Raw genomic sequence first — 13,732 nt, 5'->3', positions numbered from 1 at the left:
CGTCGCCCTGCCGCTGCCGCGGCGCCGCGCCGGAACCGCGGCCGGTGCGCCGGGACGCGCCCGAACTTCCCGCGCCGACGCGGCCCCCGCGGCCACCGCCCGAACCGCCGGTCTCCGCGTCGTCATCCAGCCGCATCGTGAGCGAGATACGCTTCCGGGCCACGTCGACGTCCTGCACCTTCACCTTCACGACGTCGCCGGGCTTGGCCACCTCGCGCGGGTCCTTGACGAAGTTCCGCGACATCGCGGACACATGGACCAGGCCGTCCTGGTGCACGCCGACGTCCACGAACGCGCCGAACGCCGCCACGTTGGTAACCACGCCCTCCATGATCATCCCGGGGCTCAGGTCGCTCAGCTTCTCCACACCCTCCCGGAAGGTGGCAGTGCGGAACGTCGGCCGCGGGTCCCGCCCCGGCTTCTCCAGCTCCCGGAGGATGTCCGTCACGGTGGGCAGCCCGAAGGTGTCCGTCACGAAGTCGGCGGGGTCCAACTTCCGCAGCAGCGTGGTGTTGCCGATCATCGCCGGCACCTCGGAGCCGGCCGTACGCACCATGCCGCGCACCACGGGATACGCCTCCGGATGCACCGCGGAGGCGTCCAGCGGGTCCTCTCCGCCGAGGATACGGAGGAAGCCGGCGCACTGTTCGTACGCCTTCGGGCCGAGCCGCGCCACCGCCTTGAGGTCCTTGCGGCTGCCGAACCGGCCGTGCTGGTCCCGGTGCGCGACGATGTTCTCCGCGAGCCCGCTGCCGATACCCGAGACCCGGGACAGCAGCGGCGCCGAGGCGGTGTTGACGTCGACCCCCACGCCGTTCACGCAGTCCTCCACGACGGCGTCCAGCGAGCGGGACAACTTCGCCTCGGCCAGGTCGTGTTGGTACTGCCCGACGCCGATGGACTTCGGGTCGATCTTCACCAGCTCGGCCAGCGGATCCTGGAGCCGCCGAGCGATCGACACCGCGCCGCGCAGCGAGACGTCCAGCTCCGGCAGCTCCTGGGAGGCGTACGGCGAAGCGGAGTACACCGAGGCTCCGGCCTCCGAGACCATCACCTTGGTGAGCTTCAACTCCGGCCGCCGGGAGATCAGTTCGCCGGCGAGCTTGTCAGTCTCCCGGGACGCGGTGCCGTTGCCGATCGCGACCAGCTCGACCTGGTGCCGTGCCGCCAGCGCGGCCAGCTTCTCCAGCGCCTGGTCCCACTGCTGCTGCGGCGCGTGCGGATAGACCGTGTCGGTGGCGGCGACCTTGCCGGTGGCGTCCACGACCGCCACCTTCACGCCCGTACGCAGGCCCGGGTCCAGGCCCAGGGTGGCGCGGGTGCCGGCCGGGGCGGCCAGCAGCAGGTCGCGGAGGTTGGTCGCGAACACCCGGACGGCCTCGTCCTCGGCGGCCGTACGCAACCGCAGGCGCAGGTCGATGCCCAGGTGCACCAGGACACGGGTGCGCCAGGCCCAGCGGACGGTCTCCGTGAGCCAGGCGTCCGCGGGGCGGCCCCGGTCGACGATGCCGAAGCGGTGCGCGATGGCCCGCTCGTATCCGCTCCGGCCGTCGGGCTCCTCCGGCTCGTCGGCTGGTTCCGGCTCCAGCGAGAGGTCGAGGATCTCCTCCTTCTCGCCGCGCAGCGCGGCGAGCACGCGGTGGGAGGGGAGTTCGGCGAAGGACTCGGAGTAGTCGAAGTAGTCCTTGAACTTCGCGCCCTGCTCCTCCTTGCCCTCCCGGACCCGCGAGCCGAGCCGGCCACGGGACCACATGCGCTCGCGCAGCTCGCCGATCAGATCCGCGTCCTCGCCGAACCGCTCGGTCAGGATCGCCCGCGCTCCCTCGAGCGCGGCGGCGGCGTCCGCCACGGCGGTCTGGCCACCCGCCTCGCCCTCGCCGGTCACGAACTCCGCCGCGGCCGTGTGCGGTTCCTGCTCCGGATCGGTCAACAGGCGCTCGGCCAGCGGCTCGAGCCCGGCTTCCCGGGCGATCTGTGCCTTGGTGCGTCGCTTGGGTTTGTAGGGGAGGTAGATGTCCTCCAGCCGCGCCTTCGACTCGGCGGCCCGGATGCGGGCCTCCAGCGCGTCGTCGAGCTTCCCCTGGGAGCGTACGGATTCCAGCACGGTCTCGCGCCGCTCCTCCAGCTCCCGGAGATAGCGCAGCCGCTCCTCGAGCGTACGCAGCTGGGCGTCATCCAGCAGTTCGGTCGCTTCCTTGCGGTACCTGGCGATGAACGGGACGGTCGAACCGCCGTCGAGCAGCTCGACGGCGGCCTGGACCTGCCGCTCCCGTACGCCGAGCTCCTCAGCGATCCTGCCTTCGATGGTGATCGTCACGGTGATCGGTTCCGCCTTCTCGGTGCTCGTCGGTCCCGGATGTGCGATTTCCGGTGAGCCTGCATTCTGGCAGGTGCCACCGACAGCGGGCGGCCCGGACGCGCTGGACATGCGACGCGACGGGTGATCCGACGGCTGGGTGCCGGACGGTGCCGGCTCAGTTACGGTGCGGCGCCGGGGCGTGGCGGCTCAGCGCCGGCGTACGGCCCGCGAGGCGCCGCCGAACAGTCGGGCGAGCGCGCGGAACGGCAGGGTCACGACGGACGCGAGCGCGCCGCCGATCATGCGGAGAATGTCTGCGATGGCCTTCATGCCGCCCCGGATTGCCGAGCGGAACACGGCTAAACCCGGGTGCGGCGAGGAAGACCCGCTCAGTTCTTCCCGAACAGGTCCGCGGGGAAGGCGCCGTTCGCGAGCGCCGTGGTGGTGAAGCCGCCGGCCAGCTCGGTGAGCCGGGCCACCCCGGCCGCGCCGAGCAGCGCGTACGGGCCGCTGTCCAGCCGGTCGGTCTCGTTCTCCAGCTCCTTGCGCAGCGTCGTCCCGCTCTCGGTCAGTTCACCGTCGGCGTCCAGCAGCCTGCGCGCACGCAACCGGTCCTGGGCCGCGGACCAGTCGCGCTCGTCGTAACCACGGGTGCGCAGGACCCACTTGGGAGCCATGCCGCGGCCACTGGCGGTATGGCTGACCAGCGCCTCCAGCGGATCCAGCGCGGCGTGCTGGAGTACGGCGAGGTGGGCGTCCCCCCGGTGCTCGCGCAGCAGCGTGGCGGCGTGCCAGAGAGCGAGATGGGGAGCGTCGGGGACCGGCAGGTCGGCGTGCGCCGCGTAGAGCGGGCGGCCGGCACGGGAGCAGCCCTCCGCGGCCCGCAGGGCCAGCTCGGCGGCTTCCCGCAGGTCGGCGGAGGCGAGCACGTCCGGGCCCAGCAGCCGACCCAGGGTGCTGTCGACGGCGCGCAGTCGGGCGGCCAGCACCGTGGTCGGGGCGGCGAGTTCCCACACCTGGGGGAGCACCTGGGAGATCACGTCATGGCTGAAGTTGTAGAAGGCCGCGGTGGCGGCTCCGGGACCGACGGCGCCCAGGGCCGCGGCGCGTCCGGCCACGTAGACGGTGTTGGGCTCCTGGATGCCGTACGGAGCCAGCTCCGTGGCCAGGTCGGGGGAGAAGTAGAGCGCGGAGTGCAGGGGGTTGAGGACGTTGTGGCAGCGCCGGCCGGCGCGCTCGGGGAGAATCGTTGGATTGGACACGCCGCTACGTTACCCGTTGGTAATCAGCGGTGGAAGGGCCGTCAGAGCGTCCAGGAGAACCGTGGCGGGCGGCGTTCCAGGAAGGCCCTCACACCTTCCTCGGCCTCCTCTCCCGCGCTGGCGGCGGCGCGCTCCCAGTGCGCGACGCGCTCCCGGTCCGTACGACCGTCCACGAACTCCTTCGCCGCGGCCTGGGTCAGCTGCGAGCGGGTGGCCAGCAGTTCGGCGAAGTCGGCCACCCGCTGGTCGAGGGTGTCCCCGGGGTGGATCTCGTCGACCAGCCCGTGGCGCATCGCGCGCTCGGCGTCGACCAACTCGGCGGAGAGGAGGAGGTACTTGGCGGCGCTGGGGCCGATGAGGCGGACGAGTCGGCGGGTCGACGACGCGGGGTAGACGATGCCGAGCTTAGCGGGAGTGATCCCGAACCGGGCGTCGCGCGCGGCGAAGCGCAGGTCACACGCCGCGGCGAGTTGGCAACCGCCGCCCACGCAGTCGCCGCGGACGACTGCCAGCGTGGGCTTGGGAAAGCTGGCCAACGCCTCCTCGGCGGCGACCGACAGCCCCTGTGCCGCGTGTGCCCCGCCACGCAGGGTACTGATGTCGGCGCCCGCGCAGAAGGTGTCGCCGGCGCCGGCGAGCACCAGGACGCGTACGGCGGTGTCGGTGGACAGCTCCGCCAGCAGTTCCGGGAATTGTCGCCACATGGCCGGCGTCATGGCGTTCCGCTTGCTGGCGTGGTGGATCGTGATCCTGGCGACGGCTGTGTCCACTTCGTCTCCGCCGTCCCGGCCGGTGCGGACGCCCCTGCCGTTCCCGACATCTCGCTCCGCGATGAGGCGGCCCACTTCCGGCTGCATGATGGTGATCATATCCAGTGCATACGAGCGGTAAGCGACCGCTGGCGAGCAAAGGCGGTCGCAGAGAGTCGTTGTTCGTAAGCAGAACGACGAAACCCATCGATAGGTGCCGACTTGCGGTCACTGTGCTGGACAACAGGTGTGAGATACCAACACTCGATGCAAGAACAGATGCAAGCACACACGATGGGAGCGGGGTGCGGGACATGAAGATCCGCGGGAGTCTGCCGCCGGAAACGGGCGGTGGCCGGGCCCCGGTCGCGACACCGGTGGAGGAGCACGTCACGCCTCTGTGGTACGAGGGCACGTGGCGGTTGAACGCTCCCGCGGCCGACTCCGCGGTACCGCAGCTGCGGCACGCCGTACGCGACCTGCTGCGCCGTCAACGGGCACCGGTGCCGGACGACATGGTGCAGGGGCTGCTGCTTATCGTGTCCGAACTGGTCACGAACTCCGTGCGGCACGCGGCGCTGCTCTCGCCCCAGATCGCCGTGGAGGTCGCGCTGGGCGCGACCTGGGTCCGGGTGGCGGTGGAGGACTCGCATCCGTACCGCCCCAAGGCGCTGGAGGCCGACCCGGACCAGGAACACACCGGCGGCCGCGGGCTGTTGCTGGTCAAGACGATCAGTCAGGAGAGCGGCGGAGTCTGTGACGTGCAGCAGACGGCGTCCGGCGGCAAGATCATCTGGGCCACACTGCCGCTGCCCGGCTACGGACTGGACGGCCAGCGCCAGCAGTGAGCGGGCGTCCCTGCTCGTGCGCCCTCCCGCGGGCCCTCGCCCCGCGGCGTTTCCGCGCGCGTTCCGACCCAGCGCGGACCTGCTGAAGCGGCGGCCGGGATGCCGGGGAAGCGCGCTCGGGATAGCGTGTGTCCGCTTGACCGCCGGCCGGCTTCGAGGGAGACACCTCTCCCGGAGCCGGCCGGCGGTCGTCGTGTCACCAGTCGGCGGCCGGGCCCGCCAGCTCCCTGATCGTGGGCAGAGCCGCCTCAAGCACCGTGCGGAACCAGACCGAGAACGGCTCCGCCGCCTCGCGTTTGGTCAACTCGCCGGACGTGACGAAGCTGGTCTCGGCGATCTCCTCGGGGGCGGGACGCGGCGCTGTGGCGAGGGAACCCACGAAGAGATGGTTGAACTCACGCTCCACGAGCCCGGACTCCGGGTCGGGATGCGTGTAGGTCACGGTCCCCGCTTCCCCCAGCAGCGCGGGTGCGACGCCCAGTTCCTCGCCGACCCGCCGGGCCGCGGCCACGAACGGCGGTTCACCCGGATACGGATGACCGCAACAGGAGTTGGACCAGACACCGGGGGAGTGGTACTTGCTCAGGGCCCGACGCTGGAGCAGCAGCCGACCCCGGTCGTCGAGCAGGAAGACCGAGAACGCGCGGTGCAACTGACCGGGGGCCCGATGAGCGGCCAGCTTCTCCGCGCTGCCGATCGTCGTGCCGCTTTCGTCGACCAGTTCGAGCATGACCGGTGCCGATGAGCTGTCCGCCATATCCATCCTTGATTTCCTCGGCTGCGCTGTCCGGAACGAGGACAGTGTGCCGTACGTCAGTGACACACCTTGGCTTCATGGGCCGCATGTCCCAGGGGCTCCAGCTGGAAGGTGCAGTGCTCGACGTCGAAGTGCGAGTCAAGGCAGCCTTGCAGGTCGTGCAGTACGCGCTCGTGGCCGAGGGTCTCCAGCGTCTCCTGGCTTACCACGACGTGCGCGGACAGGACCGGCATACCCGAGGTGATGGTCCACACGTGCAGGTCGTGCAGGCCCTCCACGCCGGGCACGGCGAGGATGTGTTCCCGTACGCCGGCCATGTCGACGTCCTTCGGCGCGGCCTCGAGCAGCACGTCCAGGGCCTCGCGCGCCAGGCGTATGGTGCGGGGCACGATCATGAGCCCGATCACCAGGGACGCGATCGGGTCGGCGGCCTGCCAACCGGTGGTCATGACGAGCAGCGCGGACACCAGCACGGCGACCGAGCCCAGCGCGTCCGCCAGCACCTCGAGGAACGCGCCGCGTACGTTCAGGCTTTCCCGTTGCCCGCGCAGGAGCAGGGACATCGAGACGAGGTTCGCCAACAGGCCGACGGCGCCGAAGACCAGCGTCAGGCCGCCGTCCGTGTCAGCCGGCTCCATGAAGCGCTGGATCGCCTCGTAGAGGATGTAGCCGCCGACGCCCAGCAGCAGCAGACAGTTGGCCAGTGCGGCCAGGATCTCCGCGCGGGCCAGGCCGAAGGTGCGGCGTGCGGTGCTCGGACGGTTCGCGAAGTGGATGGCCAGCAGCGCCATCCCGAGGCCCAGCGCGTCGGTGGCCATGTGCCCGGCGTCCGCCAGCAGCGCCAAGGAGTTGGCGGCGAGTCCGCCGATCACCTGAAGCAGCAACACCCCGAGCGTGATCCCCAGCGCTGTGCGCAGTCGGCTCCGATGCGCGGCGGCGGCTGTATGGCCCGCCCCCGCCCCAAGTGTTCCGTGGTCGTGTCCCGCGCCCATTACCAGCAGCCTCCCGCGACGCTTCGAATCAGGTCGTCGAGGCTCAGTGAACTACGGTATGGGGGTATGTGCAAACACTGCCATGAACACCGTTGTCATGTGCTCTGACCAGGTATGTTCCCCCTGGTCGGGGGCGTGCGGGGCACCCGGCGCAAACCGGCGGACGGCTCCCGGGGCACGCGGCCCGGACCACTTCCCGCTGCGCGCTCGCACGCGCGGAACCTGTCTCACACGAGCTGGCTCGCGAGGTGCTGCCGCCCGCTCGCGCAGGTCCGGTCAGGGCGCCGTGGCGTGCCGCTGCCAGCCCTCCCAGGCTGAGGTGACCATGTCCCGCACTCCGTGCCGCGCCTCCCAGCCCAGTTCCTCGCGCGCGCGTGACGCGGACGCCACCACCCGGTCGGGGTCGCCCGCGCGGCGTGGCAGCACCAGCGGCGCGGGTTCCGTACGACCCGTGACGTCCGCCACCAGGTCGGCCATCTCGCGTACGGAGACGCCCTCACCGGTGCCGACGTTCACGGTCAGGGCCAGGCCGCCGGGCGTGCGCTCCGTCAGCCGCCGTGCCGCCCCGAGGTGGGCGTCGGCCAGATCCGCGACGTGGATGTAGTCCCGGACACAGGTGCCGTCCGGGGTCGCGTAGTCGTCCCCGAAGACGCGCAGCGCCTCACCACGGCTGATCGCGTCGAAGAACATCGGGATGATGTTGTAGACGCCCACGTCCGCCAGTTCCGGCCGCCCCGCCCCGGCGACGTTGAAGTACCGCAGACAGCAGGTGTCCAGCCCGTGTGCCCGGCCGACGGAGCGGACCAGCCACTCGCCGGCCAACTTCGTCTCGCCGTACGGGTTGATCGGGACGCAGGGGGTGTCCTCCCGCACCAGGTCCACGTCCACGGAACCGTAGACGGCGGCGGAGGAGGAGAAGACGAAGCGTCGCACCCCGGCGGCGACGACCGCCTCCAGGAGCACGGTGAGACCGTGCACGTTCTCCTCGTAGTAGCGCAGCGGCTGCTCGACGGACTCGGCGGGCTGCTTCCGTGCCGCGAGGTGCAGCACTCCGCGCACCTCGTGCTCGGCGAGCGTACGGTCCAGGGTCGCGCGGTCCAGCACCGTGCCCCGCACCAGCGGCACCTCGTGGGGAAGGCGGTCCGCGAGGCCGCTGGAGAGGTCGTCGAGCACGACGACCGGCTCCCCGGCCGCCAGCATCGACCGCACCACGTGCGCTCCGATGTAGCCCGCCCCGCCTGTGATCAACCACGTCATACCGGCACCTTATCCACAAGGCGACAGCCGCCATTTGTCGCCCGTGCCAAGATCGACCATGCTGTCCCGCGGCGGAGCAAGTCCGTACTGGTGAATGCGTGGTGAACGCCCGCTCTCGCCATCCGATAGCCTCTGCCGACACGCCGCCCTGCCCACCGACGGGTGAGGGCGCGCACCATCGCTGCCTGACCGTACGCACCCGCAGCGACGGACCTGAAGCCCCCAGGGAGTGAGTTCCGCTGTCCACCGTCATCCTCACCGGTCCGCCGGTCGGCGAGTCCTCGTTGACCGGTGATCTGCGCTCGCTGGGCTTCACCGTGCGGGAAGCGGCGGGCGAGGCCGCGGTGCCCGAGGACATCGCCGCGGTGCCGGAGTGGGAAGCCCTCGCGTTGGTCGACCCGCGTTTCGTGGGGCACCCGCACGCCCTGCGGCTGGCGCTCACGGATCCGCGCTTTCCCGCCGGCGCGCTCCCCGGCGCGCTGTCCGTACGCCCCGAGGCGCGCGCGGCCCTGAACGACGTCCTGGACGGCCCCACGGAGCGGGCCGGGAGCGCCACAGGTGCGTCACGCGCGCTGCCCGAGACCCTGGCCGAGCGCCTCGAGTCCGACGGGACGCGTGTGCACCGCCCGGAGTTGGGGGTGCTCGTCGCCCGGGTTCCGGCGGACGAGTCGGAGCGGCGCGCGGCACTGGAGTCCGTCGCCGCCACGGACGACGAGGAGGTGCGGCTGCGCAGCGTTGTGAAGGCCCGGGACGGCTTCTTCACCACCTTCTGCGTCAGTCCCTACTCCCGCTATCTCGCCCGGTGGTGTGCCCGGCGCGGGTTCACCCCGAACCAGGTCACCACCGCCTCGCTGCTGACCGCCCTGGTGGCCGCCGCAGCCGCCGCCACCGGCAGCCGCGGCGGGTACGTCGCGGCCGGGGTGCTGCTCCTGCTCTCCTTCGTGCTGGACTGCACCGACGGGCAACTCGCCCGGTACTCCCTGCGGTACTCCACACTGGGCGCCTGGCTGGACGCGACCTTCGACCGTGCCAAGGAGTACGCCTTCTACGCCGGCCTCGCGTTGGGCGCCGCTCGAGGCGGGGATGACGTATGGGCGTTGGCACTCGGCGCGATGGTGCTGCAGACCGTCCGACACGTGATCGACTTCTCGTTCAACGAGGCCAACCACGACGCCACCGCGAACACCAGCCCGACGGCGGCGCTCTCCGACAGACTGGACAGCGCCGGCTGGACGGTCTGGGCCCGGCGCATGATCGTCCTGCCGATCGGCGAACGCTGGGCGCTGATCGCGGTGTTGACCGCCTGCACCACGCCACGCGTCACCTTCCTGGTGCTGCTCGTCGGTTGCGCGTTCGCGGCCTGCTACACCACCGCCGGGCGGTTGTTGCGCTCCCTCACCCGCCGTGCCGAGCGCACCCCGCGCGCCGCGCGGGCGCTCGCGGACCTCGCCGACGGCGGACCGCTGAGCGCGCTGCCGATGAGCGGACCGGGCGGGGCGGCGGCGCCGATCGCCGGGCTGGTGGGCGTGGTGCTCGTGCTCGGCGCGGCGCTGACGGCTCCGGTGGGCAGTTGGTGGCCGGTGCTCGGTGCCTTCGGGTATGCGGTGTTCGCCACACTCGCGGTCGCCGCACCGTTGACCGGCCCCCTGGACTGGTTGCTGCCGCCGCTGTTCCGGATCGGCGAGTACGGCACGCTCTTGGTGCTGGCCGCCCGCTCCGAGGTGAACGGCGCGTTGCCGGCCGCTTTCGGTCTGGTGGCAGCGGTCGCCTACCATCACTACGACACGGTGTACCGCATCCGCGGTGGCACCGGCGCGCCACCGCACTGGCTGGTGCGGGCGATCGGGGGGCACGAAGGACGGACTCTGCTGGTCGCGGCTGCCGCCGCCCTCTGGGCGGGCGGCTCGGGCAGCGCCGACCGTGGCTTCACTCTCGCGCTGACCGCGTTCGCCGTGGTCACCGCGGTCGCGGTGCTCAGCGAGAGCATCCGCTTCTGGGTGTCCTCCACAGCACCCGCCGTACACGACGAAACAGGAGAACCCGCATGATCGGCCTCGTGCTGGCCGCCGGCGCCGGACGGCGTCTGCGTCCCTACACCGACACCCTGCCCAAGGCCCTGGTGCCCGTGGGCCCGGAGGGCGACGAGGAGGCGAAGACCATCCTCGACCTGACCCTGGCCAACTTCGCCGAGGTCGGTCTCACGGACATCGCCGTCGTCGTCGGCTACCGCAAGGAGGCGGTGTACGAGCGCAAGGCCGAGTTGGAGCGCACGTACGGCGTCAACCTCACGTTGATCGACAACGACAAGGCCGAGGAGTGGAACAACGCCTACTCCCTCTGGTGCGCCCGTGAGGTCCTGAAGCAGGGCGCGCTCCTCGCCAACGGCGACACCGTGCACCCGGTGTCGGTGGAGAAGTCGCTGCTGGCCGCGCGGGGCCAGGGGCGGCGGATCATCCTCGCGCTGGACACCGAGAAGAAGCTCGCCGACGAGGAGATGAAGGTCGTCGTCGACCCCGAGCAGGGCGTGCGGCGGATCACCAAGCTGATGGACCCCGACACCGCCGGGGGCGAGTACATCGGCCTCACCCTGATCGAGCCGGAAGCCGCCGAGCCGCTGGCCGACGCGCTGCGGGCGACCTTCGAGAAGGACCCGGACCTCTACTACGAGGACGGCTACCAGGAGTTGGTCGACCGCGGCTTCAAGATCGACACGGCTTCCATCGGTGCCGTCGAATGGGTCGAGATCGACAACCACGACGACCTCGCCAAGGGCCGGGACATCGCATGCCGGTACTGACCCGACTCATCCCGTCCCCGCTGACCGTCGACATCCGGGCCGGCGCCATGGGGAACCTCGCCGAGTTGCTCGCCGACCAGCGGATCTCGCCCTCCGGCAAGATCGCCATGGCGATCAGCCCGCGTTCGGGCCAGGCCCTCCGGGACCGGATGGCTCCCGTGCTGCCGGGCGCGGAGTGGTTCGACCAGGCCGACGGCACCATCGACGGCGCGGTGCGGCTGGCGGAGAGCATCAAGAAGTCCGGCCGTTACGACGCGGTGGTCGGCCTGGGCGGCGGCAAGGTCATCGACTCCGCCAAGTACGCCGCGGCCCGGATCGGTCTGCCCATGGTGGCGGTCGCCACCAACCTCGCCAACGACGGACTGTGCTCGCCCGTATCCACCCTGGACAACGACGCGGGGCGGGGCTCGTACGGCGTGCCGAACCCGATCGCTATCGTCATCGACCTCGACGTCATCCGGGAGGCTCCGGACCGGTACATCCGGGCCGGTATCGGAGACGCGGTCAGCAACCTCTCAGCGGTCGCCGACTGGGAGCTTTCACACGCGGTGACCGGCGAGGCGTTCGAGGGCCTGGCCGCGGCCATGGCGCGCAGCGCCGGCGACTCCGTACTGCGCCACCCGGGCGGTATCCAGGACGACGACTTCCTGGTGATCTACGCCGAGGCGCTGGTCCTCACCGGGATCGCGATGTCCATCGCCGGCGACAGCCGTCCCGCGTCCGGGGCCTGCCATGAGATCTGTCACGCGCTGGACCTGCTGTACCCGAAGCGTGCCGCGGCGCACGGCGAACAGTGCGGCATGGGCGCGGCGTTCGCCATGCACCTGCGTGGCGCCCACGACGAGGCCGCGATGATCGCGGGGGTGCTGCGTCGACACGGGCTGCCGGTACTCCCCGGCGACATCGGCTTCGAGACCGACGAGTTCGTAAAGGCCGTGGAGTACGCGCCACAGACCCGCCCCGGGCGCTACACCATCCTCGAGCATCTCGACCTGTCCGCAGACCAGCTCAGGGACGCATATGCCGACTTCGCAGAAGCCATCAACCGCTGAGCTGCGGCCGGTCGTACACCCCGAGGGAGTCAAGGACCGGCGCAGCGGGGAACACTGGGCCGGCCGGCTCTACATGCGGGAGATCTCGCTGCGTTGCGACCCGTATCTGGTGAACACCAGAGTCACGCCCAACCAGCTGACCCACCTGATGGTCGTGGCGGGGGTGTTGGCCGGTGCCGCGCTGCTGCTGCCCGGGCTGCTCGGGGCGGTGCTGGGCGCCGTACTCATCCAGATCTACCTGCTGTTGGACTGCGTGGACGGCGAGGTGGCTCGCTGGCGCGGCCAGACGTCCATCACCGGCGTCTATCTCGACCGGGTCGGTCACTATCTCTCGGAGGCCGCCCTACTGGTGGGCTTCGGTATCCGGGCGGCCGACGTGTTCGGGGCCGAGGGCGACACGAATTGGCTGTGGGCCTTTCTCGGTACCCTGGCAGCACTCGGCGCCATCCTGATCAAGGCGGAGACGGACCTGGTGGACGTGGCACGGGCGCGCAGTGGACTGCCGGCGGTCAAGGAGGAGGCCGCGACCCCGCGTTCCTCCGGACTGGCCCTGGCCCGCAAGGCCGCCGCGGCGCTGAAGTTCCACCGCTTGGTCGGCGGCGTCGAGGCGTCGCTGTTCATCCTGCTGCTGGCGGTGGGCGACCTGATCCGCGGTGACCTCCTGCTCACCAGGATCGGCGTGGTGGTGCTCGCCGCGGTCGCGGTGCTGCAAACACTGCTGCACCTGGTGTCCATCCTCGCCTCGAGCAGGCTCAAATGAGCGCCCCCACCGTACGCCTCGGTGCGGTCATCATCACCATGGGTAACCGCCCTGAGGAGTTGCGCGCGCTGTTGGAGTCGGTCGCCAAGCAGGACGGCGACCCGATCGAGGTCGTGGTGGTCGGTAACGGCGCGCCGTTGCCGGAGCTGCCGCCGGGCGTACGGACCATCGAGCTGCCGGAGAACCTCGGCATCCCCGGCGGCCGTAACGTCGGCATCGAGGCGTTCGGGCTCTCCCTCGCCGCTGACCGCCCCGGTGCCGCGAGCACCCCGGCAGTGTCGCCCGCCCCGACGGAAGCCGGTCCCGTGGACGTCCTGCTCTTCCTGGACGACGACGGCCTGTTGCCCGGCACCGACACCGCCGAGCTGTGCCGACGGGCCTTCGCCGATGACCCGAGGCTGGGCATTATCAGCTTCCGGATCGCCGACCCGGACACCGGCGAGACGCAGCGGAGGCACGTGCCCCGGCTGCGTGCCTCCGACCCGCTGCGTTCCTCCCGGGTGACCACCTTCCTCGGCGGCGCCAACGCCGTGCGTGCGACCGTCCTGGAGCAGGTCGGCGGACTGCCGGGGGACTTCTTCTACGCCCATGAGGAGACCGACCTGGCCTGGCGGGCACAGGATGCCGGCTGGGCGATCGACTACCGCGCGGACATGGTGCTGCACCATCCGACCACGGCACCCAGCCGGCACGCGGTCTACCACCGCATGGTGGCCCGTAACCGCGTGTGGTTGGCCCGGCGGAACCTCCCCGCGCTGCTCGTCCCCGGCTATCTGGCCGTCTGGTTGCTGCTCACGCTCGCGCGGCGGCCGTCCCGGCCAGCGCTACGGGCCTGGCTGGGCGGCTTCAAGGAGGGCTGGACCAGTTCCTGTGGACCGCGCCGACCGATGAAGTGGCGGACGGTCTGGAAGCTGACCAGACTGGGCCGGCCTCCCGTGATCTGACAAGCTCGAGTCTGA

Annotated in this window: 14 protein-coding genes; 7 read left to right on the top strand and 7 right to left on the bottom strand. The window is 71.1% G+C overall.

Going from position 1 to position 13,732, the window contains the following annotated elements; genetic code table 11:
• Positions 1-2,317, bottom strand: a 2,317-nt coding sequence (locus AN216_RS10130; RefSeq protein ID WP_244502392.1) for a Tex family protein, incomplete at its 3' end; no start/stop codon positions are given.
• Between AN216_RS10130 and AN216_RS30110 the strand changes: the two genes are divergently transcribed.
• Positions 2,304-2,444, top strand: a complete 141-nt coding sequence (locus tag AN216_RS30110; RefSeq protein ID WP_244502391.1) for a hypothetical protein — start codon at positions 2,304-2,306, stop codon at positions 2,442-2,444. The genes AN216_RS10130 and AN216_RS30110 overlap by 14 nt on opposite strands.
• Positions 2,445-2,506: 62 nt before the next feature.
• Here AN216_RS30110 and AN216_RS30655 read toward each other — a convergent pair whose 3' ends face one another.
• From AN216_RS30655 to AN216_RS10120, 3 genes are read right to left on the bottom strand one after another with little or no spacing between them, the layout of a single operon-like run.
• On the bottom strand, positions 2,507-2,629 hold the full coding sequence (locus AN216_RS30655) for an LPFR motif small protein (RefSeq protein ID WP_275522212.1): 123 nt from the start codon (positions 2,627-2,629) through the stop codon (positions 2,507-2,509).
• A gap of 59 nt (positions 2,630-2,688) precedes the next feature.
• On the bottom strand, positions 2,689-3,561 hold the full coding sequence (locus tag AN216_RS10125; RefSeq protein WP_070196293.1) for an SCO6745 family protein: 873 nt from the start codon (positions 3,559-3,561) through the stop codon (positions 2,689-2,691).
• Between the two features lie 41 nt (positions 3,562-3,602).
• Positions 3,603-4,430 (bottom strand): enoyl-CoA hydratase/isomerase family protein, encoded by an 828-nt coding sequence (locus tag AN216_RS10120; RefSeq protein WP_244502390.1) that lies wholly within the window; start codon positions 4,428-4,430, stop codon positions 3,603-3,605.
• Positions 4,431-4,624: 194 nt separating this feature from the next.
• Between AN216_RS10120 and AN216_RS10115 the strand changes: the two genes are divergently transcribed.
• The gene (locus AN216_RS10115; protein WP_070196321.1) at positions 4,625-5,158 is read left to right on the top strand and encodes an ATP-binding protein; all 534 of its coding nucleotides are present in this window, start codon (positions 4,625-4,627) and stop codon (positions 5,156-5,158) included.
• Between the two features lie 196 nt (positions 5,159-5,354).
• Here AN216_RS10115 and idi read toward each other — a convergent pair whose 3' ends face one another.
• From idi to galE, 3 genes are all read right to left on the bottom strand, one after another.
• The gene (gene idi, locus AN216_RS10110) at positions 5,355-5,915 is read right to left on the bottom strand and encodes an isopentenyl-diphosphate Delta-isomerase (protein ID WP_244502389.1); all 561 of its coding nucleotides are present in this window, start codon (positions 5,913-5,915) and stop codon (positions 5,355-5,357) included.
• A 56-nt stretch (positions 5,916-5,971) separates the two neighbouring features.
• Complete coding sequence (locus AN216_RS10105; RefSeq protein WP_070196292.1) at positions 5,972-6,907, bottom strand: cation diffusion facilitator family transporter; 936 nt, start codon at positions 6,905-6,907, stop codon at positions 5,972-5,974.
• A gap of 276 nt (positions 6,908-7,183) precedes the next feature.
• On the bottom strand, positions 7,184-8,164 hold the full coding sequence (gene galE / locus AN216_RS10100) for a UDP-glucose 4-epimerase GalE (RefSeq protein ID WP_070196291.1): 981 nt from the start codon (positions 8,162-8,164) through the stop codon (positions 7,184-7,186).
• Positions 8,165-8,403: 239 nt separating this feature from the next.
• Here galE and AN216_RS10095 point away from each other — a divergent pair, with 239 nt between their 5' ends.
• The 5 genes from AN216_RS10095 to AN216_RS10075 are packed head-to-tail and all read left to right on the top strand — an operon-like array spanning position 8,404 to position 13,717.
• A complete protein-coding gene (locus tag AN216_RS10095; protein WP_079166436.1) occupies positions 8,404-10,212 on the top strand; it encodes a DUF5941 domain-containing protein in 1,809 nt (602 codons plus the stop codon).
• The gene (locus tag AN216_RS10090) at positions 10,209-10,961 is read left to right on the top strand and encodes a phosphocholine cytidylyltransferase family protein (protein WP_070196289.1); all 753 of its coding nucleotides are present in this window, start codon (positions 10,209-10,211) and stop codon (positions 10,959-10,961) included. Before AN216_RS10095 ends, AN216_RS10090 begins: the two co-directional genes overlap by 4 nt.
• On the top strand, positions 10,949-12,013 hold the full coding sequence (locus AN216_RS10085; RefSeq protein ID WP_070196288.1) for an iron-containing alcohol dehydrogenase family protein: 1,065 nt from the start codon (positions 10,949-10,951) through the stop codon (positions 12,011-12,013). Before AN216_RS10090 ends, AN216_RS10085 begins: the two co-directional genes overlap by 13 nt.
• Positions 11,982-12,773, top strand: coding sequence for a CDP-alcohol phosphatidyltransferase family protein (locus tag AN216_RS10080; protein ID WP_070196287.1), 792 nt, complete (start codon positions 11,982-11,984; stop codon positions 12,771-12,773). The genes AN216_RS10085 and AN216_RS10080 overlap by 32 nt, the downstream gene beginning before the upstream one ends.
• Entirely contained in the window at positions 12,770-13,717 is a 948-nt protein-coding gene (locus AN216_RS10075; RefSeq protein ID WP_070196286.1) for a glycosyltransferase family 2 protein, read from the top strand. The genes AN216_RS10080 and AN216_RS10075 overlap by 4 nt, the downstream gene beginning before the upstream one ends.
• The last annotated feature ends 15 nt before the right edge of the window (positions 13,718-13,732 follow it).

The organism is Streptomyces oceani (assembly GCF_001751245.1).
Classification (GTDB): domain Bacteria; phylum Actinomycetota; class Actinomycetes; order Streptomycetales; family Streptomycetaceae; genus Streptomyces; species Streptomyces oceani.
The sequence above is the reverse complement of the archived record's forward strand: the minus strand, read 5'-3'. Positions and strand labels throughout refer to the sequence as shown.